Origin of the sequence: Bradyrhizobium sp. WBOS07, from assembly GCF_024585165.1 — a bacterium.
GTDB classification, from domain to species: domain Bacteria; phylum Pseudomonadota; class Alphaproteobacteria; order Rhizobiales; family Xanthobacteraceae; genus Bradyrhizobium; species Bradyrhizobium japonicum_B.
On record NZ_CP029008.1, the window covers coordinates 4893717 to 4914798 of the forward strand.

22 protein-coding genes are annotated in these 21082 nt (G+C 65.4%); 16 read left to right on the plus strand and 6 right to left on the minus strand.

Annotated elements, in window-relative coordinates:
- Positions 1–234 precede the first annotated feature (234 nt).
- The 5 genes from DCM79_RS23330 to DCM79_RS23350 form a co-directional block, all read right to left on the minus strand.
- Positions 235–690 carry a GNAT family N-acetyltransferase gene (locus DCM79_RS23330; RefSeq protein WP_257180829.1) on the minus strand — a complete coding sequence of 152 codons (456 nt, stop codon included), beginning with the start codon at positions 688–690 and terminating at the stop codon, positions 235–237.
- 71 nt (positions 691–761) lie between these two features.
- Entirely contained in the window at positions 762–1571 is an 810-nt protein-coding gene (locus DCM79_RS23335) for a PAS-domain containing protein (protein WP_257176535.1), read from the minus strand.
- A 126-nt stretch (positions 1572–1697) separates the two neighbouring features.
- Positions 1698–1859, minus strand: coding sequence for a hypothetical protein (locus tag DCM79_RS23340; protein ID WP_257180935.1), 162 nt, complete (start codon positions 1857–1859; stop codon positions 1698–1700).
- An 85-nt stretch (positions 1860–1944) separates the two neighbouring features.
- Entirely contained in the window at positions 1945–2121 is a 177-nt protein-coding gene (locus DCM79_RS23345; protein WP_164718788.1) for a hypothetical protein, read from the minus strand.
- Between the two features lie 157 nt (positions 2122–2278).
- Complete coding sequence (locus DCM79_RS23350; RefSeq protein ID WP_257176536.1) at positions 2279–2929, minus strand: glutathione S-transferase family protein; 651 nt, start codon at positions 2927–2929, stop codon at positions 2279–2281.
- 513 nt (positions 2930–3442) lie between these two features.
- Here DCM79_RS23350 and DCM79_RS23355 point away from each other — a divergent pair.
- The 7 genes from DCM79_RS23355 (at position 3443) to DCM79_RS23385 (ending at position 11708) form a co-directional block, all read left to right on the plus strand.
- A complete protein-coding gene (locus tag DCM79_RS23355) occupies positions 3443–4645 on the plus strand; it encodes a pyridoxal phosphate-dependent aminotransferase (protein ID WP_257176537.1) in 1203 nt (400 codons plus the stop codon).
- A 298-nt stretch (positions 4646–4943) separates the two neighbouring features.
- Positions 4944–5423 (plus strand): DUF992 domain-containing protein, encoded by a 480-nt coding sequence (locus tag DCM79_RS23360; protein WP_257176538.1) that lies wholly within the window; start codon positions 4944–4946, stop codon positions 5421–5423.
- A 200-nt stretch (positions 5424–5623) separates the two neighbouring features.
- On the plus strand, positions 5624–7672 hold the full coding sequence (locus DCM79_RS23365) for an elongation factor G (protein ID WP_257176539.1): 2049 nt from the start codon (positions 5624–5626) through the stop codon (positions 7670–7672).
- Between the two features lie 280 nt (positions 7673–7952).
- The gene (locus DCM79_RS23370; protein ID WP_028134433.1) at positions 7953–8225 is read left to right on the plus strand and encodes a helix-turn-helix domain-containing protein; all 273 of its coding nucleotides are present in this window, start codon (positions 7953–7955) and stop codon (positions 8223–8225) included.
- A gap of 107 nt (positions 8226–8332) precedes the next feature.
- Complete coding sequence (locus tag DCM79_RS23375; protein ID WP_257176540.1) at positions 8333–10075, plus strand: SulP family inorganic anion transporter; 1743 nt, start codon at positions 8333–8335, stop codon at positions 10073–10075.
- Positions 10076–10185: 110 nt separating this feature from the next.
- Positions 10186–11025, plus strand: a complete 840-nt coding sequence (locus DCM79_RS23380) for a shikimate dehydrogenase (RefSeq protein ID WP_257176541.1) — start codon at positions 10186–10188, stop codon at positions 11023–11025.
- A 56-nt stretch (positions 11026–11081) separates the two neighbouring features.
- The gene (locus DCM79_RS23385) at positions 11082–11708 is read left to right on the plus strand and encodes a hypothetical protein (protein ID WP_257176542.1); all 627 of its coding nucleotides are present in this window, start codon (positions 11082–11084) and stop codon (positions 11706–11708) included.
- A gap of 114 nt (positions 11709–11822) precedes the next feature.
- Here the strand turns inward: DCM79_RS23385 and DCM79_RS23390 are convergent, their stop codons facing one another.
- Complete coding sequence (locus DCM79_RS23390) at positions 11823–12959, minus strand: alpha-hydroxy acid oxidase (protein WP_257176543.1); 1137 nt, start codon at positions 12957–12959, stop codon at positions 11823–11825.
- A 108-nt stretch (positions 12960–13067) separates the two neighbouring features.
- Between DCM79_RS23390 and DCM79_RS23395 the strand changes: the two genes are divergently transcribed.
- The 9 genes from DCM79_RS23395 (at position 13068) to DCM79_RS23435 (ending at position 21079) form a co-directional block, all read left to right on the plus strand.
- On the plus strand, positions 13068–13235 hold the full coding sequence (locus DCM79_RS23395) for a hypothetical protein (RefSeq protein WP_196236000.1): 168 nt from the start codon (positions 13068–13070) through the stop codon (positions 13233–13235).
- 221 nt (positions 13236–13456) lie between these two features.
- Positions 13457–14800 carry a phosphoglucosamine mutase gene (gene glmM / locus DCM79_RS23400; RefSeq protein WP_257176544.1) on the plus strand — a complete coding sequence of 448 codons (1344 nt, stop codon included), beginning with the start codon at positions 13457–13459 and terminating at the stop codon, positions 14798–14800.
- Between the two features lie 257 nt (positions 14801–15057).
- Positions 15058–16302, plus strand: coding sequence for an MFS transporter (locus DCM79_RS23405; protein WP_257176545.1), 1245 nt, complete (start codon positions 15058–15060; stop codon positions 16300–16302).
- Between the two features lie 237 nt (positions 16303–16539).
- The gene (locus DCM79_RS23410; RefSeq protein ID WP_257176546.1) at positions 16540–17373 is read left to right on the plus strand and encodes an outer membrane protein; all 834 of its coding nucleotides are present in this window, start codon (positions 16540–16542) and stop codon (positions 17371–17373) included.
- A 181-nt stretch (positions 17374–17554) separates the two neighbouring features.
- A complete protein-coding gene (locus DCM79_RS23415; RefSeq protein WP_257176547.1) occupies positions 17555–18322 on the plus strand; it encodes an outer membrane protein in 768 nt (255 codons plus the stop codon).
- Positions 18323–18397: 75 nt separating this feature from the next.
- Positions 18398–18988 carry a glutathione S-transferase family protein gene (locus DCM79_RS23420; RefSeq protein WP_257176548.1) on the plus strand — a complete coding sequence of 197 codons (591 nt, stop codon included), beginning with the start codon at positions 18398–18400 and terminating at the stop codon, positions 18986–18988.
- Positions 18989–19004: 16 nt separating this feature from the next.
- Positions 19005–19463 carry a GNAT family N-acetyltransferase gene (locus DCM79_RS23425; protein WP_257176549.1) on the plus strand — a complete coding sequence of 153 codons (459 nt, stop codon included), beginning with the start codon at positions 19005–19007 and terminating at the stop codon, positions 19461–19463.
- A 172-nt stretch (positions 19464–19635) separates the two neighbouring features.
- Positions 19636–19827, plus strand: a complete 192-nt coding sequence (locus tag DCM79_RS23430) for a hypothetical protein (protein ID WP_257176550.1) — start codon at positions 19636–19638, stop codon at positions 19825–19827.
- A gap of 79 nt (positions 19828–19906) precedes the next feature.
- A complete protein-coding gene (locus DCM79_RS23435) occupies positions 19907–21079 on the plus strand; it encodes a phosphoserine transaminase (protein WP_257176551.1) in 1173 nt (390 codons plus the stop codon).
- Positions 21080–21082 lie beyond the last annotated feature (3 nt).

Sequence of the window (21082 nt, forward strand, 5' to 3'; positions counted from 1 at the left end):
CTGTCAGAAGAAGGCGCTCATTCTGGCCGCGGTGCGCTGCACCAGCAAGAAGTCCGCCCGCGCTGCTGCCATGCGGACAAAAAAATGCGGCCCCGGTCAGACGCGGCGACTGACGGGGACCGCTTTGGGGCGCTTGATCGGTGACGGGGGGCCAGATCAGACGCAGCTGCACCGTAGCCCCGCTATGTTACGCGCGGGTGACAGCGGTACTTATCCACAGGGTGCGGGTGGGGATCAGAAGACCTTGCGATAGACGATGAAGCCGGAACGCTCCGCGACCTTGTCGTACAGGCGCTGCGCCGTCAGGTTGGTCTCGTGCGTCTGCCAATAGACGCGTGGCGATCCCGCCAGCCTTGCGCGGTCGTAGACGCCGTGGATCAGGGCCGAGGCGACGCCCTTGCTGCGCGCGGCTTCGAGCGTGAACAGATCCTGCAGATAGCAGGACGGCTCGATCGCCGTGGTGCTGCGATGGAACAGGTAGTTCGTCATGCCGAGCAGCTTGCCGTCGCTCTCGGCGACGAGGCCGTGCACGGGCTCATAGGCATCGAAGAAGCGCTGCCACGTCATGCGCGTGATCTCGGGAGCGAGCGCGGTCGGGCCGGAGCGGCCGTAGAAGGCGTTGTAGCCGTCCCACAGCGGCAGCCATTGATCGTAGTCCTGCCTGGTGACGGAGCGAATGGTGAGCGACATCTGGATTCCCGCGATCGACGAAGCGTCTTTCATACGGGATGATCGGTGCGGCGATCAATCGCGCAGTTGCATCACTCCGCGACGCGCAGATACCGGATCAGGCCGCGGGCGGTGGGATCGCGCAGCGAGCGGTAATAGTCGGCGCGTGACGGTGCATCGGTGTGACGTACGAGGTCGGTCACCGGGGTGTAGCTGAGCATCCGTCCGCCGTCCGGCAGCGCCGTGCAGACGAAGCGCAGCACGTCGCCGCTGCGCAGGGCGATGTTGATCGGCGTGGCATCGCCGGTCCGCACCATCTCCATGCGCTGCGCGATGAAGGTGCCGAGCTCGTCTTCTGGCAGCTCGAACGCACCGGTGTCGCGGCCGTGATACATCAGCGCGATGAAGGGCGGCTTGCCGTCGGCGATCTGGTCCGGCAAGGCGAAATAATCGCGGAACGCGCGGTTGATGAACTCGGCCCGCGTTTCGGCATCGAGCAGCACGATGCCGATATCGACCTGGTCGAGCGCGGCCGACAGCCGCACGGCGGTGGCGTGGCTGCGGCGCTCGGCCGCGAACGTGCCGAGCAGCCGCTGGCGCATCAGGCCGGTGATGCCGGCGGTGCCGGCAGCGGTGACGGCCAGGAGGCCGAGCTGGACCAGATCGGCGATGGAGGCGGATACGCCGTGGCGGCCGAGCACGAGCAGCGTTGCACCGATCACCGCGATGGCTGCGCTGGTGACGGCGGAGCCGAGACCCGACAATGCGCCGGCGAGCGCCACGATGCCGACGAGCAGCGGAGCCGGCGTGGGCGTGGGGATCAAGCGATCGAACGGCATCGCCAGCAGCAGGGTAGCTGCCGTCAGCACCGGACCGGAGATCGCACGCCATCCGAACCGCATGGACAGTCTCGCCCTCACGACGGAGGTAAGACCGCAAGTCTGACTGATCATTGCGCCGCTGCGATGCGGATTCGTGCGGTGTGCTTAGGGCGCGCTTGCTCGCAAGCCTAAGGCTTTCGGATGATTTTAAGCCAAGTGCGTGTGCTTGAGCTGCGTGTGCTTGAGCGGCTGTTGCAGCGCGGGCGCATTCAGCGTCGACGTCCCCGGCGCCTTGCGCGTACCGACGACGATCAACAATGACGCTGCGACCAGGATGGCCGCAGTCAACGTGATTGCAACGACTACCACAGGTGATTTCATCGAGGTCCTGTCGCGATGCCGGCCGGCGCGGGGCATGCGGCGCCTTGAAGTCAGGACCGGGATGAAACGGGAATCAGACCGGCAGGCCCATCGCCATGGTCGCCTTGGTCGACAGCACCGTCAGGGTGACGATCAGGCACAGCGAGAGTGCGGCGACGGCGAGCGAGGCCGCAACCGCGTTGGTCAGCCGGGAAGACGCGACGGTAGCGGGATGGCCCTGAAAGCCGGCCGTGCCGGACGCCCGTGTCATGGTCTAAATCCTTCAACGCGCGAGCGAATCACCCGCAACCTTCCACAATTTCCCAGCTTGAGCCGGCAATATTGCGGCGGCTATCCTGCTGAAAATGGCCGGAATGCGGCAAATAATACCGTTATACCCGCTATTCCCGAGGGCAGCGGGCGGGGGGTCATGCGCTGGCGGCAATGCTGGCGGGGTCGTCGACGTCGGCCGGCCGCCAGTCCATCGACACGAAGCCGGGCGCGGCTTCCACCCGCTTCAGCCAGTCCTGGATTGCCGGAAAGGTCGAAAGATCGAAGTCGCAGCGGTCGGCCAGGTGGGTGTAGCCGTACAGCGCGATGTCGGCGACCGTGAGCTGGCGCGCGGCGAAATAGGCGTTGGTCTTCAGGTGATTCTCCATCACCTGGAGCGCGCCATAGCCGCGCTCCATCCAGTCTTCCAGCGAATGGGTCTGCAGGTCGCGGCCGCCCTTGACCAGCGACAGCCAGAAATAGGCGGCGCCGATGTTCGGCTCGAGCGCGTGCTGCTCGAAGAACATCCATTGCAGCGCCTCGGCGCGGTCGATGCGATTCTCGGGCGCAAGCGGAGTGCCGACAGCGACGTACCAGAGGATGGCGTTGGACTCGGCGAGATAACGGTCGTCGCCGACCTCGAGCAGCGGCACCTGTCCTGACGGGTTCTTGCTCAGAAAGTCCGGCGTGCGGCTCTCGCCGCGCAGAATGTCCACCTCGATCGCTTCGTAGGGCAGGTTGAGCAGCGCCAGCGCAAGGCGGACCTTGTAGCTGTTGCCGGATCGTTGCATCGAATAGAGCTTGTACATTCTGGAGTTCGATTCCGAAGACGGGAGACGCGGCGCTTGTTGCCCCTGAGCGCGGCTAAACAATGATGCCGATGCGAATCTGCCGCAAGGGTCAGCCAATAGAAAAACTCGAAAACCCTACCGCATTGCAATGCAGCGGAAGATCATTTCCGCGTGGCCATGCAAATCAGTTCACGCTTGCGTCAACGCTCCCAAGGTATTCCTCCGTGTATTGTGTGATACGGTCGAGCGACGGCGTGATGCTTTGAAACAAGCCCGGCCATGACGGCGGAGAGTCCCCATCGCGAACCTCAAAATTGCTCCGAGGACAAGCCTTCCGGGATGTGAGCGATTTGGCCGCCAAAGTTGCGGAAAATTGCTGGAAATCGCGGCTTGAACCGCTCCAAATCGTAAACTTTTGCGAGATCGGGCCGAAGTTTCTTGCGGTGCAGCGGCTCACGTTTTAGGGTGGCTGCATTCCCACAATCGGAGTCGTGAGGCGAAAGGTTTCACGACGCTTGTCAGGAGATGACGATGTCCTTCCTTGCCGCTGCGCTCGACCGTGTGAAGCCGTCCGCGACCATCGCGGTCACGGATAAAGCACGCGCGCTGAAAGCGGCGGGCCGCAACGTCATCGGCCTGGGGGCCGGCGAGCCCGACTTCGACACGCCCGCCAACATCAAGCTGGCGGCGATCCGCGCCATCGAAGCCGGCAAGACCAAGTACACCGCGGTCGACGGCATTCCCGAGCTGAAGGAGGCGATCATCGCCAAGTTTCAGCGCGAGAACGGCGTCACCTACAAGCCGAACCAGATCATCGTCGGCACCGGCGGCAAGCAGGTGCTCTACAATGCGCTGATGGCCACCATCAATCCGGGCGACGAGGTGATCATTCCCGCGCCGTATTGGGTCAGCTACCCTGAAATGGTGGCGCTCGCCGGCGGCGAGCCGGTGCCGGTGGTCTGTACCGCCGCGACCGGTTTCAAGCTGCAGGCCGAGGCGCTCGAGCGCGCGATCACGCCGAAGACCAAATGGGTCATCCTGTGCTCGCCGTCGAACCCGACGGGAGCCGCCTACACGCGCTCGGAGCTGAAGGCGCTCACCGACGTGCTGGTGAAGCATCCCCATGTCTGGGTGATGACCGACGACATGTACGAGCACCTCGTCTATGACGATTTCCAGTTCACCACAGTCGCGCAGGTCGAGCCGAAACTCTACGACCGCACCCTCACCGTGAACGGCGTGTCGAAGGCCTATTGCATGACCGGCTGGCGCATCGGCTATGCCGGCGGCCCCGCGCAACTGATCAAGGCGATGGCAACGATCCAGTCGCAATCGACCTCGAACCCGTCCTCGATTGCGCAGTGGGCGGCGGTGGAAGCTCTGAACGGTCCGCAGGACTTCATCCCCGCCAACAACAAGGTTTTCAAGGAGCGGCGCGACCTCGTCGTCTCCATGCTCAACCAGGCCAAGGGGATCGAGTGCCCGCGCCCCGAGGGCGCCTTCTACGTCTATCCGTCCTGCGCCGGCACGATCGGCAAGACCGCGCCGTCGGGCAAGGTGATCGGCAATGACGAGGACTTCGTCACCGAGCTGCTCGAGACTGAAGGCGTTGCGGTGGTGCAGGGCTCGGCCTTCGGCCTCGGACCTGCATTCCGCATCTCCTATGCGACCAAGACCTCGGATCTCGAAGACGCCTGCAAGCGCATCCAGCGCTTCTGCGGCAATCTGCGCTGAGACTGTTGCGGCAAGTGAGGTGAACTCCTCTCCCCTTGTGGGAGAGGGTGGATCGCCGCGAAGCGGCGAGACGGGTGAGGGGTTCTCTCGGCGTGTGATTCTCTCGCGACAGCGTTTCGCGGAGACAACCCCTCATCCGGCGCTTCGCGCCACCTTCTCCCACAAGGGGAGAAGGCAAGACCGCGCACCGATTTGCGGCGTGCGATCTGGCACGGCCGCGGTTGTTGTGGCATAGACCATCGCGCAACACGGGTGGGGCGCTCTCTCTGCTCGCATCACATCATCGCGGGAGATATTCATGCGCCGTTCGTTTCTCTTCGCCGGCCTCATCGCTGCCGGCCTCGTTGCCTCCGTCGCAAATACCAGCGCGCAGCAGCGGATGGCTCGGGTCGGCGTGCTCGAATGCCGCGGCGGTGCCAGCGTCGGCTTCATCGTGGGATCGGTGACTCATCTCGGCTGCGTGCTGCGCGCCGACGGCTTGCCCGATGACCGCTATGTCGCGACGATCCGCAAGGTCGGCCTCGACATCGGTATCACCCAGGAGACTGCGCTCGCGTGGGGCGTGTTCGCACCGGTCGACCGCCTCGGCCCCGGCGACCTCTCCGGCAATTACGTGGGCGCGCAGGGCAGCGCCTCGGTCGGCGTCGGCCTCGGCGGCAACGTGCTGGTCGGCGGCTCCAACAATTCGATCGCGCTCCAGCCGCTCAGCGTGCAGGGCCAGGTCGGGTTCAACATCGCCGCCGGCCTCGAGAGCCTGGAACTCCGCCCGGGCCGTTGAGCGCCTGGGGCGCTGCTGCTTCACCTCTCCACGTCGGTGAGAGTTGGAACACCGAGCCCAGCCCGTAGAATTATAAGACTTGATCGAACTGACGACGCACCGCAGCGACGTTTGATGCTTGCCAAATCTCGGGGAGGGGCAGAGCATCTGCGTTTGCCGACCCAATCACGGGCCGAGCTCCACATCAAGGAGGCGGCGAAATGGGACAAGACGTCAGAAGTCCCCGAGGTCCACGGTGCATCGCGCTGGTGGGCCCTTTCCAAAGCGGTAAGACCACACTTCTCGAGGCGATCCTGGCGCGAACGGGCGCAATCCCGCGCGCCGGTAGCGTCGATGCCGGCACCTCCGTCGGCGATGCCACGCCGGAAGCCCGTCATCACAAGATGACCGTCGGGCTGACTGCCGCCACCACGAATTTCATGGGCGACAGCTACACCTTTCTCGATTGCCCCGGTTCCGTCGAGTTCGCCCACGACATGCGCGCCGCGCTGCCCGCGGTCGACGCCGCCATCGTGGTCTGCGAGGCCGACGAGAAGAAGCTGCCTCAGCTTCAGATCATCCTGCGCGAGCTGGAGGAGCTGAAGATCCCGCGTTTCCTGTTCCTCAACAAGATCGACCGCGCCAGCCAGCGCATCCGCGAGACGCTGGCGATGCTGCAGCCCGCCTCCCGCGTGCCGCTGGTACTGCGCCAGATCCCGATCTGGAAGGACGAACTGATCGAGGGCTTCGTCGACCTCGCGCTGGAGCGCGCCTTCATCTATCGCGAGCACAAAGCCTCCGAGGTGGTCGCGCTCGAAGGCGGCGATCTCGATCGCGAGAAGGAAGCCCGCTTCTCGATGCTGGAGAAGCTCGCCGATCACGACGATGCGCTGATGGAGCAACTGCTCGAAGACATCCAGCCGCCGCGCGATGCGGTGTTCGACGATCTCGCCCGCGAATTGCGCGACGGGCTGATCTGTCCGGTGCTGCTGGGCGCCGCCGCGCGCGAGAACGGCGTGCTGCGCCTGATGAAGGCGCTGCGTCACGAGGCGCCCGGCATCGCACAGACCGCAAAACGCCTCGGCGTGCCCGAGAGCAAGGACGCGCTCGGCTATGTCTTCAAGACGCTGCATTCGCAGCATGGCGGAAAGCTGTCGCTGACGCGGCTGCTCGCCGGCCACCTCGACGACGGCGCGACGCTGCAATCGTCCTCCGGCGGTGCGGGGCGGATCTCAGGCATCCTCGCCGTCAACGGTGCCTACGACACCAAGCGCGCCGCGGCAGAGGCCGGCGACACAGTGGCGCTTGCCAAGCTTGATCCGATCAAGACCGGCGACACGGTCTCGAACGGCAAGACACCGCCGGCGGCATTGATCACGATCGAGCCGACGCCGCCAGTGCTCGCGATTTCGATCGCGGCGGCCGATCGCAAGGACGACGTCAAGCTCGGCCAGGCGATGGCGCGGCTGCACGAGGAGGATCCCTCCCTGGTCGTCGTGCAGAATGCCCAGACCCACGACACCGTCTTGTGGGGGCAGGGCGAGATGCATTTGCGCGTCGCCGGCGAGCGGCTGCGCGACCGCTTCGGCGTCAAGGTCACCTCGCATCCGCCCGCGATCGGCTACCAGGAGACCATCCGCAAGCCGATCACCCAGCGCGGGCGTCACAAGAAGCAGTCCGGCGGCCATGGCCAGTTTGGCGACGTCGTGCTCGACATCAAGCCGCTGCCGCGCGGCGATGGCTTCAAGTTCGCCGAGAAGGTGGTGGGCGGCGCGGTGCCGCGCAACTACATCCCGGCGGTCGAAGAAGGCGTCGTCGACGGATTGGCGCGCGGTCCGCTCGGCTTCCCCGTCACCGACGTGGAGGTGACGCTGACCGACGGCTCCTATCACAGCGTCGACAGCTCCGACCTCGCCTTCCGCACCGCGGCGCGGATCGGGCTGAACGAAGGCCTGCCGCAATGCCAGCCGGTGCTGCTGGAGCCGATCCACGTGGTCGAGATCGTATGCCCGACCGAGGCCACCGCCAGGATCAACGCGATCCTGTCGGCGCGGCGCGGCCAGATCCTCGGCTTCGACACCCGCGAGGGCTGGAGCGGTTGGGACTGCGTCCGCGCCATGATGCCGGAAGCCGAGATCGGCGAGCTGATCGTGGAGCTGCGCTCGGCCACCGCCGGCGCCGGCAGCTTCACGCGCCAGTTCGACCACATGGCCGAAGTCACCGGCCGCGCCGCCGATCAGATCATCGCCGCGCATCAGCACGCGGCGTGAATCTGTCTCTTGCCTCGTAAGGGGCGCGCAGTAAGGGAGGCACCGCTCGCTCACGCCTCTACCCGTTCTACGGGGAGGGCGCGTGGTGAGGGGCCGCCTCCGCGAGCGCGTGCCCGTCCTTCAGGCCGCGCCGGCGCCCAAACCACCGTCATTGCTTCGTCACCAGAGCTCCTCGCAAGAGACAGACCGGTAGCCACTTGCGCTCGCCGCGAGATGATGTATTTTATATCATTGTATATGTTATAGATATCATTTATGGGTCCTGGTAAGTGAGGCCAAGGTGATCACGTCATTTCAGATGCGGGCAGCCCGCGCGCTGCTCGGCATTGACCAGAAAACCCTGGCCGAGCTTGCCGGTGTGTCGTTGCCGACCATCCAGCGGATGGAGGCTTCGACCGGGAATGTGCGTGGCGTGGTCGAGACCCTGATCAAGGTGGTCGAGGCGTTCGAGCGGGCCGGCGTCGAGCTGATCGGCGAGCAGGTCCGCAGCGACGGCGGCGGGCGTGGCGTTCGCCTGAGGGAGCCCGGACCGCCACGCCGTGTCGGAGCATGATCGGGGCGCGTTGATCGTGCTCGGGATCAGGATGGGCTGGCGCATCGGCCGCAACACGGGACGCACGATGCTGGGAGCATCGAGCGGCAGCGGAGTAATTTGCCGAGATGAGCATCACGAGCGATCACGCGGGCCGGCTGCACCAGCCGCGTCAGCCGACCTTTACCGAACTGTATCTGCCGAAGCTCGTCACCGTCTGGCGTGAAGGCTACGGCCTCGAGGATCTCCGCGCCGACGTCTTCGCCGGCCTGACGGTTGCGATCGTGGCGCTGCCGCTGTCGATGGCGATCGCGATCGCCTCGGGCGTGACGCCGGACCGCGGCCTCTACACCGCCGTGGTCGGCGGCTTCATCGCCTCGCTGCTCGGCGGCAGCCGGTTCCAGATCGGCGGGCCCGCTGGCGCGTTCATCGTCTTGGTCGCCGCGACCGCGGAGCGCCATGGCGTCGACGGCGTCATCCTCGCCACCATGATGGCGGGCCTGTTCCTGATCGCCGCGGGGCTGTTGCGGATCGGCACCTACATCAAGTTCATTCCCTACCCGGTGACGGTCGGCTTCACCGCCGGCATCGCCGTGATCATCTTCGCCAGCCAGCTCCGCGATCTCTCGGGCATCACGCTCGCGGGCAAAGAGCCCAGCGAATTCGTGCCCAAGCTGCTCGCGCTCGCCGGCGGCCTCGATACCCTCAATCCATTCGCGGTCGCGGTCGCCGTCGTCAGTATCGCCATTATCGCGGCCTTGCGGATCTGGCGGCCGTCCTGGCCCGGTATCCTGATCGCGGTCGTGTTCGCGGCCGTCGCGTGTGCGGTGTTCTCGCTGCCGGTCGAGACCATCGGCTCGCGCTTCGGCGGCATTCCGCGCGAATTGCCCTCGCCGGCCTTGCCCGCGTTCTCGCTTGCGAAGGCGACCGCCGTGCTGCCGGACGCGATTGCGTTCGCGCTGCTGGCCGCGATCGAATCGCTGCTGTCTGCGGTGGTCGCCGACGGCATGACCGGGCGCCGTCACCGCTCCAATTGCGAGCTGGTGGCGCAAGGCGCGGCCAATGTCGGCTCGGCGCTGTTCGGCGGCATCTGCGTCACCGGCCTGATCGCGCGCACCGCCACCAACATCCGCGCCGGTGCCCGCGGGCCGCTCGCGGGCATGCTGCATGCGGTCTTCCTGCTGCTGTTCATGCTGATTGCGGCGCCGCTTGCGAGCTACATCCCGCTCGCCGCGCTCGCCTCGGTGCTGGTCGTGGTGGCCTGGACCATGGCGGAGAAGCACGAGTTCGGCACCTTGCTGCGCTCGTCATGGGGCGATGCCGTGGTGCTGCTCGCGACCTTCCTGCTGACGATCTTCCGCGACTTGACCGAAGGCATCCTGGTCGGCTTCGCGCTCGGCGCGGTGCTGTTCATCCATCGCATGGCGGAGATGGCGGGCATCGAGGAACGCTCGCCGCTGGCCGTCGCCGATCGCCCCGACGACGGCAATGGCGACCGCGTTCCCTACGATCCCGCGCTTGCGGTCGATCGCGACGTGCTGGTCTATCGCATCACCGGTGCGTTCTTCTTCGGCGCGGCCTCGGCCATCGGAAGCGTGCTCGACGCCGTCGCCGACAAGCGCAAGGCCTTCGTGGTCGACTTCGCCGCGGTGCCGTTCCTGGATTCGACGGCGGCCAATGTGCTCGGCCGCGTCGCCGCCAAGGCCCACCGCGAGGGCATAAGGCTGTTCATCACGGGGGCTTCGCCGGCCGTCCGCCGCGCGCTGCTCACCCATGGCGTGACACCGCCGCGCGCGCGCTATCGCCAGAGCCTCGAGCGCGCGATCGCCGACATCAAGGGTGGCGCAAGCGAGGAGACTGCCGCGAGCTGACGGCACGCCTTTCCCGCGCCCGGCCGGCCTGACCGGCGCTGTGGCGCCCGCTTGACAGAGCGGGCGCGACGCGAAATGGATCGCCTCGGAAGCACGACCCCGAGGGAAAGATGACCGCGCCCAGAACGCCTGCAGCCTGTCTGATCGGATGGCCGGCCGCGCATTCGCGCTCGCCGCTGATCCATCGCTACTGGTTGCGCACGCTGGGCATCGAAGGCGGCTACGTCATCGAGGCGGTTCCGCCCGAGGACTTGCGCGATTTCGTGCTGCGGCTGTCGCTGCGCGGCTTCGTCGGCGCCAACGTCACCATTCCGCACAAGGAGAGCGTGCTGGCGCTGTCGACGCCCGACGCCCGCGCCAAGGCCGTGGGCGCGGCCAACACGCTGTGGTTTGCCGATGGCGAGCTGCACGCGACCAATACCGACGTCGAAGGCTTCATCGGCAATCTCGACGCCAGCGCGCCCGGTTGGGACGCGGCCGAGGAGGCGCTGGTGCTGGGCGCCGGCGGTTCCTCGCGTGCGGTCGTGTTTGGGCTGCTCGAACGCGGCATCAAGCGCGTGCATCTTGCCAATCGCACCGTCGCGCGGGCCGAGGCGTTGTCAGAGCAGTTCGGGCCCAACGTGCATGCTCTGAAATGGGATGGCATCAACGATGTCCTGCCGCGCGCAAGACTTCTCGTGAACACGACGTCGCTCGGCATGCACGGCCAGCCGTCGCTCGATGTCGATGTCGCGCGCCTGCCGCAGGCGGCCGTCGTCGCCGACCTTGTCTATGTCCCGCTGCTGACGCCGCTGCTCGCTGCCGCAGCAGCGCGCGGCCTGAGGACCGCCGACGGACTCGGCATGCTGCTGCATCAGGCGGTGCGCGGCTTCGAATTGTGGTTCGGCCGCCGGCCCGAGGTCACGGCCGAGCTGCGCGCGTTGGTCGAGGCCGATCTCACAAAGACTTGAGAGAATAGCGCAGGTGCTTCGGAGTTCTCCTTCCGTGGGGACAATCGGAGACCGTCATGTCTGTGCAACGTGCAACTTTCACCCGTCCGCTGATCGCCGTCGCGATGGTGGCCATATCGACTTACTGCGCCTTCGCCCAGAGGGCGCCGGTGCCGACGCGCGTGCGCGGCACCATCGAAAGCGTCAGCAACGACACCCTGCAGGTCAAGTCACGCAGCGGCGAGGAGGTGAAGCTCCGCCTTGCTTCCGACGTGAACGTATCGGGGATTACCAGGATTTCACTGGCCGACATCAAGCCGGGTTCGTTCATCGGCGCGACCACCGTGCCGGGGCCCGACGGCAGCCAGAACGCCGTCGAGGTTCACGTGTTTCCGGAGAGCATGCGCGGCACCGGCGAAGGCTCGCGGCCCTGGGACCTCAAGCCGAATTCCAGCATGACCAATGCCACGGTGGCCGAAAGCGTCGTCAGCAATGACGGTCATACGCTGCTGGTCAAGTACAAGGACGGCGAGAAGAAGGTGTTCGTCGCCGACAACACGCCGGTCGTGACCTTCGTGCCGAGCGACAAATCCGAGTTGAAGCCGGGTGCCAAGGTCATCGCCTTTATCAAGCAATTGCCGGATGGCTCGTTCGAGACCAACCGCGTCAGCGTCGGTCGCGACGGCCTGACGCCGCCGATGTGAGAGGGGCAATCGCAGGGTGGGCAAAGGCGCGCCAGCGCCGTGCCCACGTCTTTTCTCGTTCGGCGAAAGGTGGTGGGCACGCTACGCTTTGCCCACCCTACGGCGTCTGCGCGCTCACATCGCGATGATATGATCGTCGATCTCGTCGATCCGGTTGACGCCGCACAGGCCCATGGTGGTGAGCAGCTCCTTCTGGATGATGTCGATCGCCTTGGCGACGCCAGCCTGGCCGCCGGCACCGAGGCCGTAGGCATAGGCGCGGCCGATCATGCAGGACTTGGCGCCGAGCGCGAGCGCGCGCATCACGTCCTGGCCGGAGCGGATGCCACCGTCGAACATGATCTCCATCTTCTCGCCGACCGCATCCGCGATCTCGGGCAGCACCTCGATCGAGGACGGCGCGCCGTCGAGCTGACGGCCGCCATGATTGGACACGACGAGGGCCTGCGCGCCGGTCTTGGCGGCTTCCTCGGCGTCCTCGACGTCGAGGATGCCCTTGATGATCAGCTTGCCCGGCCAGATGCTGCGGACCCACTCGACGTCCTTCCAGCTCAGCGAGGTGTCGAACTGCGAGGCGGTCCATTCGGCCAGGCGGTTGAGATCCTCGGTGTTCTTCACGTGGCCTGCGATGTTGCCGAAGGTGCGACGCTTGCCCTGCAGCACGCCGGAGACCCAGCTGGGCTTGCTGGCGAAGTCCAGCAGCTTCGACAGCGACCATTCGGGAGGCACCGTCATGCCGTTCTTGATGTCGGCGTGGCGCTGGCCGATCACCTGCAGGTCCACGGTCAGCACCAGTGCGCTGCACTTGGCCGCGATCGCGCGCTGGATCAATTCCTTGATGAAGCCGCGGTCCTTCATGACGTAGAGCTGAAACCAGAACGGCTTCTCGACGCTGGCGGCGATGTCCTCGATCGAGCAGATCGACATGGTCGACTGTGTGAACGGGATACCGGCGGCCTGCGCGGCGCGGCAGGCGTGGATCTCGCCGTCGCCGTGCTGCATGCCGAGCAGGCCCACGGGCGCGAGGATCAGCGGCATGGTCGAGGGCTCGCCCAGGATCGTGGTCGAGGTGTCGCGCCTGGAGACGTCGACCAGGATGCGCTGGCGGAACTTGATCGCCTGCATGTCCTCGCGGTTGGCGCGCAGCGTCTCCTCGGCATAGGAGCCGCGGTCGCAATAGTCGAAGAATGCCTTCGGCACGCGGCGCTTATGCAGGGCGCGAAGATCGTCGATACAGGTGATATGCTTCATGCTCGTTTCCCCGGCCCCCAAGCGTCTTGCATCGGAAGATTTCGAGGTCATCTAGCATGGTTGGATGCACAGCCAAATCGTTTGCGCGAGGTTTTGCAGGAGGCCGCCATGACCAAACCGCACGCCGGACCTTCCCCGGAGGAGATCAAGGAAAAGCATGATCTCGAGGAAGCGCTGGAAGAGGGGCTGGAAGAGACCTTTCCGGGCTCCGACCCTGTCAACGTCACCCAGCCGGCCCCGAGCCGGCAGGACGGCCACGTCAAGCGCAGCAGCTAGGTCCGGTTCCGCCCGATTCCGGCAGGATCGCGGGAAATGGAGCGTTAACAAGACGTTATCGGAATCACGGCGGGCTTGGTTCCGTAATGATTCATCATATTTTTTGAAGCCAAGTTAGCCGCGCAAGGCTTATAAGACCCCAGCAAATCAGGGATGCGGGGCCTGTTCGGGCAGCCCGTGGTTGTCGAGGGGACTCCCTGATCGTTGCGTTGGGGGACGATATGAGCCGCAAATATTTCGGGACGGACGGGATTCGGGGCCGCGCCAACGGACTGATCACGCCGGAGCTCGCCCTCAAGGTCGGCCAGGCCGCAGGCCTCGCGTTTCAGCGCGGTGACCACCGCCACCGTGTCGTGATCGGCAAGGACACCCGCCTGTCCGGCTACATGATCGAATACGCGATGGTCGCCGGCTTCACCTCGGTCGGCATGGACGTGCTGCTGGTCGGCCCGATGCCGACCCCGGCGGTCGCGATGCTGACCAAGTCGATGCGCGCCGATCTCGGCGTCATGATCTCGGCGTCGCACAATCTGTTCGAGGACAACGGCATCAAGCTGTTCGGCCCGCAGGGCTTCAAGCTCTCCGACGACGTCGAGCGGCAGATCGAGCAGCTGCTCGACGAGCCCATCGACAAGCGACTCGCACAAAGTGCGAGCCTCGGCCGCGCCCGCCGCATCGACGGCGTGCACGACCGCTACATCGAATTCGCCAAGCGGACGCTGCCGCGCGACCTCTCGCTCGACGGCCTGCGCGTCGTGATCGATTGCGCCAACGGCGCCGCCTACAAGGTGGTGCCGGAAGCGCTGTGGGAATTGGGCGCCGATGTCGTGCCGATCGGTGTCGAGCCCGACGGCTTCAACATCAACAAGGATTGCGGCTCGACCTCGCCGGAAGCGCTGTCGAAGAAGGTGCGCGAGATGCGCGCCGACATCGGCATTGCGCTCGACGGCGATGCCGATCGCGTCATCCTGGTCGACGAGCGCGGCCACGTCGTCGACGGCGACCAGCTGCTCGCGGTGATCGCGCAGAGCTGGAAGGAGGACGGCCGGCTGTCGCGGCCGGGCATCGTCGCCACCGTGATGTCCAATCTCGGGCTCGAGCGCTTCCTGCAAGGGCAGGGGATCGACCTCGTGCGCACTCCGGTCGGCGACCGCTACGTGCTCGAGCAGATGCTGAGCGGCGGCTACAATCTCGGCGGCGAGCAGTCCGGCCACATCATCCTGTCCGACTACGCCACCACCGGCGATGGCTTCGTCGCCGCCTTGCAGGTGCTGGCGGTGGTGCAGAAGCTGCGCCGTCCCGTGTCCGAGGTCTGCCACCGCTTCGATCCGCTGCCGCAGATCCTCAAGAACGTCCGCCACAAGGGCGGCAAGCCGCTCGACGATTCCGACGTCAAGTCGGCGATCTCCGACGGCGAGAAGCGTCTCAACGGCCACGGCCGCCTCCTGATCCGCTCCTCCGGCACCGAGCCGGTGATCCGCGTCATGGGCGAGGGCGAGGACCGCATCCTGGTCGAGGACGTCGTCGACACCATCGTCTCCGCGCTGGGCCAGGCCGCGGCGTAGACTCTCTTCCCTTCTCCCCTTGTGGGAAAAGGTGGCGCGAAGCGCCGGATGAGGGGTTGTCTCCGCGTGCACAACTTGCAAGTCGACTCGGGGAGAGAAACCCCTCACCCGTCTCGCCGCTGCGCGGCGAGCCACCCTCTCCCACAAGGGGAGAGGGTAAGAGGCGCATTCCAGCCATTTGCGATTGGCGGTGGTTCGGCCGCCGCCGGCATCGTACCTACGAAGTCGCGGCGGTTCGCCGCGCCGGGATCGCTGCATTGAACAAGCCTGTCGTCGTCTCAGAAACGCTGACCGAGCCCGTCGTCGTCGCTGACGTGGCACCCGCGGCCAAGGCGGCGGGGCCGGCTTATATCGTGCTCGCCGGCATCAGTTTCTCGCACTTCCTCAACGACACCATGCAGTCGCTGATCGCCTCGGTGTATCCGATCCTGAAGGAGACCTACGCGCTCGATTTCGCGCAGATCGGCATGATCACGCTGGCCTTCCAGTTCACGGCCTCGCTGCTGCAGCCCGTGGTCGGGCACTACACCGACAAGAAGGCGCAGCCTTACTCGCTGGCGATCGGCATGGCCTCGACCTTCTTCGGCCTGCTGCTGCTCAGCGCCGCGCAGCAATATCTCGTCATCCTCGTTGCCGCCGCGCTGGTTGGCCTCGGCTCGGCGGTGTTTCACCCGGAGTCCGCGCGCATCGCGCGGCTCGCCTCCGGCGGCCGCTACGGCTTTGCGCAATCGGTGTTCCAGCTCGGCGGCAGCTTCGGCACCTCGATGGGGCCGGTGCTGGCGGCGCTGATCGTGGTGCCGTTCGGGCAGGGCAGCATCGCCTGGTTCTCCTCGATCGCGTTCCTGGCCATCCTCATCCTGTGGCGCATCGGGCGCTGGTACGCGCCGCAGATCAAAGCGAAGAAGACGGCGGCGGTTCAGGCCCATCCCGACGCGCCGAGCTCGCGCCGCGTCGCCGTCGCGCTGCTCGTGCTGGTGGCGCTGCTGTTCTCGAAACAGCTCTACGTCTCGAGCCTGTCGAGCTACTACATCTTCTATTTGATCGATCGCTTCGGCGTGTCGACGCAGGCCGCGCAGATCTACCTGTTCATCTTCCTGGCGGCGAACGCGGTCGGCGCGTTTCTCGGTGGCCCGCTCGGCGATCGCTTCGGGCGCAAGATCGTGATCTGGATTTCGATCCTGGGCGCGCTGCCGTTCACGCTGGCGCTGCCCTATGCCGGGCTCGTCGGCAGCGCCGTGCTCAGCATCGTCATCGGCCTGATCATCTCCTCGACGACGTCGTCGATCATCGTGTTCGCGCAGGAGCTGGTGCCGCATCGTTTCGGCATGATCTCCGGCGTGTTCTTCGGCGTCGCCTTCGGCATCGGGGGCCTCGGAGCCGCCGTGCTCGGCGAGCTCGCCGATCGCACCTCGATCGAGTTCGTCTACCAGGTCTGCGCCTATCTGCCGGCGATCGGCCTGCTTGCGGTGTTCCTGCCCAAGCTGCCGCGGCACACGCGTTAACGCTTCCTCTCCCGCTGCAGCGCACCTTCACCGATCGTTAGCAATTGCGATCGAGCCGCTGCACTTGATGCGGCATTCCTGCAACGCTCAGGCGCCGTGCGCGCGAGAGTAGAGAAAAAATCAACCTTAACAATTAGGGTTAAGTGGCGCTTAAACATTTGCTGGCATCGTCCGCTCCGTGAGTTTCCAGAACGTGAGGCCTGCGTGTTTGCCTCACCGGCCAAAAGGACGAAGCCAATGCGTAGCGTTAAGTCTCTCCTTGCCGCGGGTGCGGCAACCCTGATCTCGTCGATGGCTTTCGCCGCCGACATGCCGATCGCGGCGCCCCCTCCCATGTACGCGCCGCCGGCTCCGCCCGCCGACTTCGGCGGCTGGTATCTGCGCGGCGACATTGGCATGACCAACCAGAGCGCCAAGCGCGTCGAGAGCGCCCTGCCGGCCGGGTATTCGAAGACGACGGAAGGCCTCGGTTTCGACTCCTCGCCGCTGTTCGGTCTCGGCGCAGGTTATCGCTTCAACAGCTGGTTCCGCGCCGACGTGATCGGCCAGTATCGCGGCAAGGCCACTCTGCACGGCAGCGACAATGTCGTCGGACCCGGCTTCGTCGGCGTCAATAATTACAGCGGCAGCAAGTCCGAGTGGGTCGTCATGGCCAACGCCTATGTCGATCTCGGCACCTGGTGGTGCATCACCCCGTTCATCGGCGCCGGTGTTGGCGGCGCCTACAACAAGATCAGCGGTTTCCGCGACGACGGCGTCTCGTATTCTGGCGGCGTGCTGTCCAACAGCGTCGCCTACTTTGGCGACCACGGAAAGTGGAACCTGGCCTGGGCCGCTCACGCCGGTCTGGCCTACAAGGTCAATCCCGGCTTCACGGTCGAACTGGCCTACAGCTACATGAACCTCGGCGACGGCGCGCCCGGCAATTATCGCTTGTTCGACAACAGCGCCTCCGGCCCGACCTCGATCAAGATCAAGGACATCACCTCGCACGACGTCAAGCTCGGTGTGCGCTGGGATCTCAACAGCCCGCCGGTCTACGCGCCGCCGCCGCTCGTCACCAAGGGCTGATCGCAAGCCTTCTCTGACAAGCCTCATCGGTTAAGCTCTCTTAACGGCGCGGGATCATCCCGCGCCGTTTCGCTTTGCGGATTTTTCATGGCGGGCTCCGACCAAGGCCTCCAGCGCAACCATTGGTTAAGGTTAACGGGCGATGATCATCGCAACAGTTCGGGTTCGATGGAGCGTTGCGATGCGCGGGCTTTGGTTGGCGGCAGCGATGTTGGGGACGGTCTCTGCCGCGAACGCGGCCGATATGCCTGACCTGCCGATCCTGCGCGGCAGCTTCACCGACGGGCTGACCAATGTCCGGGCGAACTGGCAGGGCTACTACATCGGCGGCCAGGGCGAGTACGGCACGGTCACATCTAAGATCGACTCGAACATCAACAGCGACCTTCAGGCAACTTGGAGGCCGACCGGGAATTACCCCTGGTTGGGTCTCGCCAGCGCGCAAAGCAGCAGCGCCGGCTGGGGCGCCTTCGCCGGCTACAACGGACAATGGGACGATGTCGTTCTCAGCGTCGAGGCGAACTACATTCATGGCGGCTTCAAGTCGACGTCGAGATCCGTCGGCCAGAGATTCGACCCCGTCACGGGCGCGCTGCTTGCCACCACCGATTCATCGGCGGTCGTCGGCATCTCCGATTTCGGTTCGTTGCGCATGCGCGCCGGCTACGCCTGGGGATGCTTCCTGCCCTACGCTTTCTTCGGTGGCGGCCTCGGCAGCCAGACTGTCGAGCGCACCGTCTCGGCATCGCCGGTACCGACGCTGCCGCCAGCGCCCACGTCGTTCGCAACCAAGACCAAGCTGGTCTACGGTTACTCCGCCGGCGCCGGTGTCGATGTCATGCTGGTCGGCGGACTGTTCGCCCGTGCCGAATATGAATACCAGCGCGTGACGTCCGACATCGAATCGAACATCCACTCCGTCCGCGCCGGCCTCGGCTACAAGTTCTGACACGAGTTCGCCGCGCCGCGGTTGACAGTTTCGCTCCGTCCTGATGCTCTGTCGCCTCATAACGGGGCGGCGGTGATGAAGGTCTACGGCGACAGCAATTCCGGAAACTGTCTGAAGGTGAAGTGGGTCTGCGATTATCTCGCATTGCCCTATCAGTGGGTCGAGATCGACACCAGCAAGGGCGAGACGCGCACGCCGCAATTCCTCGAGATGAACGGCGCCGGCCAGGTGCCCACGGTCGCGTTCGACGACGGCCGCACGCTGGCGCAGTCGAACGCCATCATCCGCTATCTCGCCCGCGACAGCGCGCTCGTTCCGCGCGACGCCTTTACGGCCGCGAAGATGGACGAATGGCTGTTCTGGGAGCAGTACAGCCACGAGCCCTATATCGCGGTGTGTCGCTTCCTGCTCGTCTATCTCGGCAAGGACGCATCCGAGCTCGACCCCGAGAAGGTCAAGCGCGGCTATGCGGCGCTCGACCGCATGGAACGGCATCTGGCGGCCAGCCGATTCTTCGCCGGCGAAGCGGTCTCGCTCGCCGACGTCTCGCTGCTCGCCTATACCCGCGTGGCGCACGAAGGCGGCTTCGACCTCGGCAGATATGCCTCGGTCCGCCGCTGGATCGGCGACGTCGAAGCGTTTCTCGGTCTTCCGCCGGCGCGTTGAGCTTGGAGTTGTCGACATGAGCACCGTCTCCATTCGCAGCGCACGCCGCGACGACGTTCCCGCGATCGTGGCGATGCTGGCCGACGATCATCTCGGCCGCGCGCGGGAGCGAGTCGAGGATCCGTTGCCCGCCGCCTATTACGACGCGTTCGCGCGGGTCGAGTGCGATCCGAATCTTGCGCTCGTGGTGGCCGAGGCCGAGGGCAGGGTGATCGGCTGCCTGCAACTCGCGATCCTGCCGGGCATCAGCTCGCAAGGCGGCAGTCGCGGCCTGCTCGAGGACGTGCGCGTTGCCACCGATTGTCGCAGCCGCGGCATCGGCGAGCAGTTGGTGCAATGGGCCGTGGCGGAAGCCAAGGCACGCGGCTGCAATCTGGTCGAATTGCTGACGCACGAGACGCGAGCCGACGCGCAGCGCTTCTACAAGCGGCTTGGATTCACGGCCAGTCACGTCGGTATGACCGTCCGCTTTTGAGGCGGCAGCGTGCGAGCGTTGCACGATCAGCAAATTCAGAGCGCGCATTCGTTCGTGTTAAGAGCCGGTAAACTACCAGCCTGTCGTTCACGTTGATGAAGGAACGAACGGTGCTAGGCAGCGTCAGAAACCGGGCTCTGTCGGTTCGGGGATTTCGATGACAAGCTATTCCATGATCAAGGTCGGCAACGATTATGTCGTGCAGGCCAACGACAAATGCATTTTGAAGGTCGGCAGCCGCCGCCGCGCCGCGCAATTGATCAGCGAGGCCACGGACCTGCTGAATGCGCTCGCAGTCGTGGAATCCCCCGATATCGCACCGGACGCGCCTTCACTCCAGCGTGAGACGCCGGAACTTCCTTGACTGCTCTGCCCGATTCCCGTATCAGCCGCGGCGGGACACCTCCCCCCAACGGGAGGCTTACTATCTGGAAGGGTAGACGATGAAAGTAGCGAAGCCCGCTTCGCGGCCGAACGTGCCGCATTTCTCCTCCGGCCCCTGTGCCAAGCGCCCCGGCTGGAACGCCCAAAATCTCAAGGACGCAGCGCTCGGCCGCTCGCATCGCGCGAAGGTCGGCAAGACCAAGCTCAAGCTCGCGATTGATCTGACGCGCGAAGTGCTCGAGGTGCCCGCCGATTACCGCATCGGCATCGTGCCGGCCTCGGATACCGGCGCGGTCGAGATGGCGTTGTGGTCGCTGCTCGGAGCGCGGCCCGTCACCACGCTCGCCTGGGAATCCTTCGGCGAAGGCTGGGTCAGCGACATCGTCAAGGAATTGAAGCTCAAGGACGTCACCAAGCTCAACGCACCCTATGGTGAGATCCCCGATCTCTCCAAGGTCGATCCCAACAGCGACGTCGTCTTCACCTGGAATGGCACCACCTCCGGCGTACGCGTGCCGAACGCCGACTGGATCAGCGCGAGCCGCGAAGGTCTGACCATCTGCGACGCGACGTCCGCAGCCTTTGCGCAGCCGCTCGACTGGGCCAAGCTCGACGTCGTCACCTTCTCCTGGCAGAAGGCGCTCGGCGGCGAAGCCGCGCACGGCATGCTGATCCTGTCGCCGCGCGCGGTGCAACGGCTCGAGACCTACAAGCCGGCCTGGCCGCTGCCGAAGATCTTCCGCATGACCAAGGGCGGCAAGATCAACGAGGGCATCTTCGTCGGCGAGACCATCAACACGCCGTCGATGCTCTGCGTCGAGGATTATCTCGACGCGCTGAACTGGGCCAAGTCGATCGGCGGCCTCAAGGCGCTGATCGCGCGTGCCGACGCCAACACCAAGGTGCTGGCCGACTGGAAGGCGCGGACGCCCTGGATCGACTTCCTCGCAAAGGACGCTTCGATCCGCTCCAACACCTCGGTGTGCCTGAAGTTCACCGATCCCGCGATCACCTCGCTCTCGGAGGACGCGCAGGCCGACTTCTCCAAGAAGCTGGTTGCGCTGGTCGAGAAGGAAGGCGCCGGCTACGACTTCGCTTATTACCGCGATGCGCCCGCGGGCCTGCGCATCTGGTGCGGCGCCACCGTCGAAGCCAGGGACGTCGAACTGCTGACGCAGTGGATCGACTGGGCCTTCGCCGAGACCAAGGCCACGCTCGCGAAGGCGGCCTGAGTT

What these genes read in the sequence shown, in the direction of transcription:
- DCM79_RS23330 (WP_257180829.1), bottom strand. Translation starts at nt 690, where the DNA reads ATGTCGCTCACCATTCGCTCCGTCACCAGGCAGGACTACGATCAATGG.
- DCM79_RS23335 (WP_257176535.1), bottom strand. Translation starts at nt 1,571, where the DNA reads ATGCGGTTCGGATGGCGTGCGATCTCCGGTCCGGTGCTGACGGCAGCT.
- DCM79_RS23345 (WP_164718788.1), bottom strand. Translation starts at nt 2,121, where the DNA reads ATGACACGGGCGTCCGGCACGGCCGGCTTTCAGGGCCATCCCGCTACC.
- DCM79_RS23350 (WP_257176536.1), bottom strand. Translation starts at nt 2,929, where the DNA reads ATGTACAAGCTCTATTCGATGCAACGATCCGGCAACAGCTACAAGGTC.
- DCM79_RS23355 (WP_257176537.1), top strand. Translation starts at nt 3,443, where the DNA reads ATGTCCTTCCTTGCCGCTGCGCTCGACCGTGTGAAGCCGTCCGCGACC.
- DCM79_RS23360 (WP_257176538.1), top strand. Translation starts at nt 4,944, where the DNA reads ATGCGCCGTTCGTTTCTCTTCGCCGGCCTCATCGCTGCCGGCCTCGTT.
- DCM79_RS23365 (WP_257176539.1), top strand. Translation starts at nt 5,624, where the DNA reads ATGGGACAAGACGTCAGAAGTCCCCGAGGTCCACGGTGCATCGCGCTG.
- DCM79_RS23375 (WP_257176540.1), top strand. Translation starts at nt 8,333, where the DNA reads ATGAGCATCACGAGCGATCACGCGGGCCGGCTGCACCAGCCGCGTCAG.
- DCM79_RS23380 (WP_257176541.1), top strand. Translation starts at nt 10,186, where the DNA reads ATGACCGCGCCCAGAACGCCTGCAGCCTGTCTGATCGGATGGCCGGCC.
- DCM79_RS23385 (WP_257176542.1), top strand. Translation starts at nt 11,082, where the DNA reads ATGTCTGTGCAACGTGCAACTTTCACCCGTCCGCTGATCGCCGTCGCG.
- DCM79_RS23390 (WP_257176543.1), bottom strand. Translation starts at nt 12,959, where the DNA reads ATGAAGCATATCACCTGTATCGACGATCTTCGCGCCCTGCATAAGCGC.
- DCM79_RS23395 (WP_196236000.1), top strand. Translation starts at nt 13,068, where the DNA reads ATGACCAAACCGCACGCCGGACCTTCCCCGGAGGAGATCAAGGAAAAG.
- glmM (WP_257176544.1), top strand. Translation starts at nt 13,457, where the DNA reads ATGAGCCGCAAATATTTCGGGACGGACGGGATTCGGGGCCGCGCCAAC.
- DCM79_RS23410 (WP_257176546.1), top strand. Translation starts at nt 16,540, where the DNA reads ATGCGTAGCGTTAAGTCTCTCCTTGCCGCGGGTGCGGCAACCCTGATC.
- DCM79_RS23415 (WP_257176547.1), top strand. Translation starts at nt 17,555, where the DNA reads ATGCGCGGGCTTTGGTTGGCGGCAGCGATGTTGGGGACGGTCTCTGCC.
- DCM79_RS23420 (WP_257176548.1), top strand. Translation starts at nt 18,398, where the DNA reads ATGAAGGTCTACGGCGACAGCAATTCCGGAAACTGTCTGAAGGTGAAG.
- DCM79_RS23425 (WP_257176549.1), top strand. Translation starts at nt 19,005, where the DNA reads ATGAGCACCGTCTCCATTCGCAGCGCACGCCGCGACGACGTTCCCGCG.
- DCM79_RS23430 (WP_257176550.1), top strand. Translation starts at nt 19,636, where the DNA reads ATGATCAAGGTCGGCAACGATTATGTCGTGCAGGCCAACGACAAATGC.
- DCM79_RS23435 (WP_257176551.1), top strand. Translation starts at nt 19,907, where the DNA reads ATGAAAGTAGCGAAGCCCGCTTCGCGGCCGAACGTGCCGCATTTCTCC.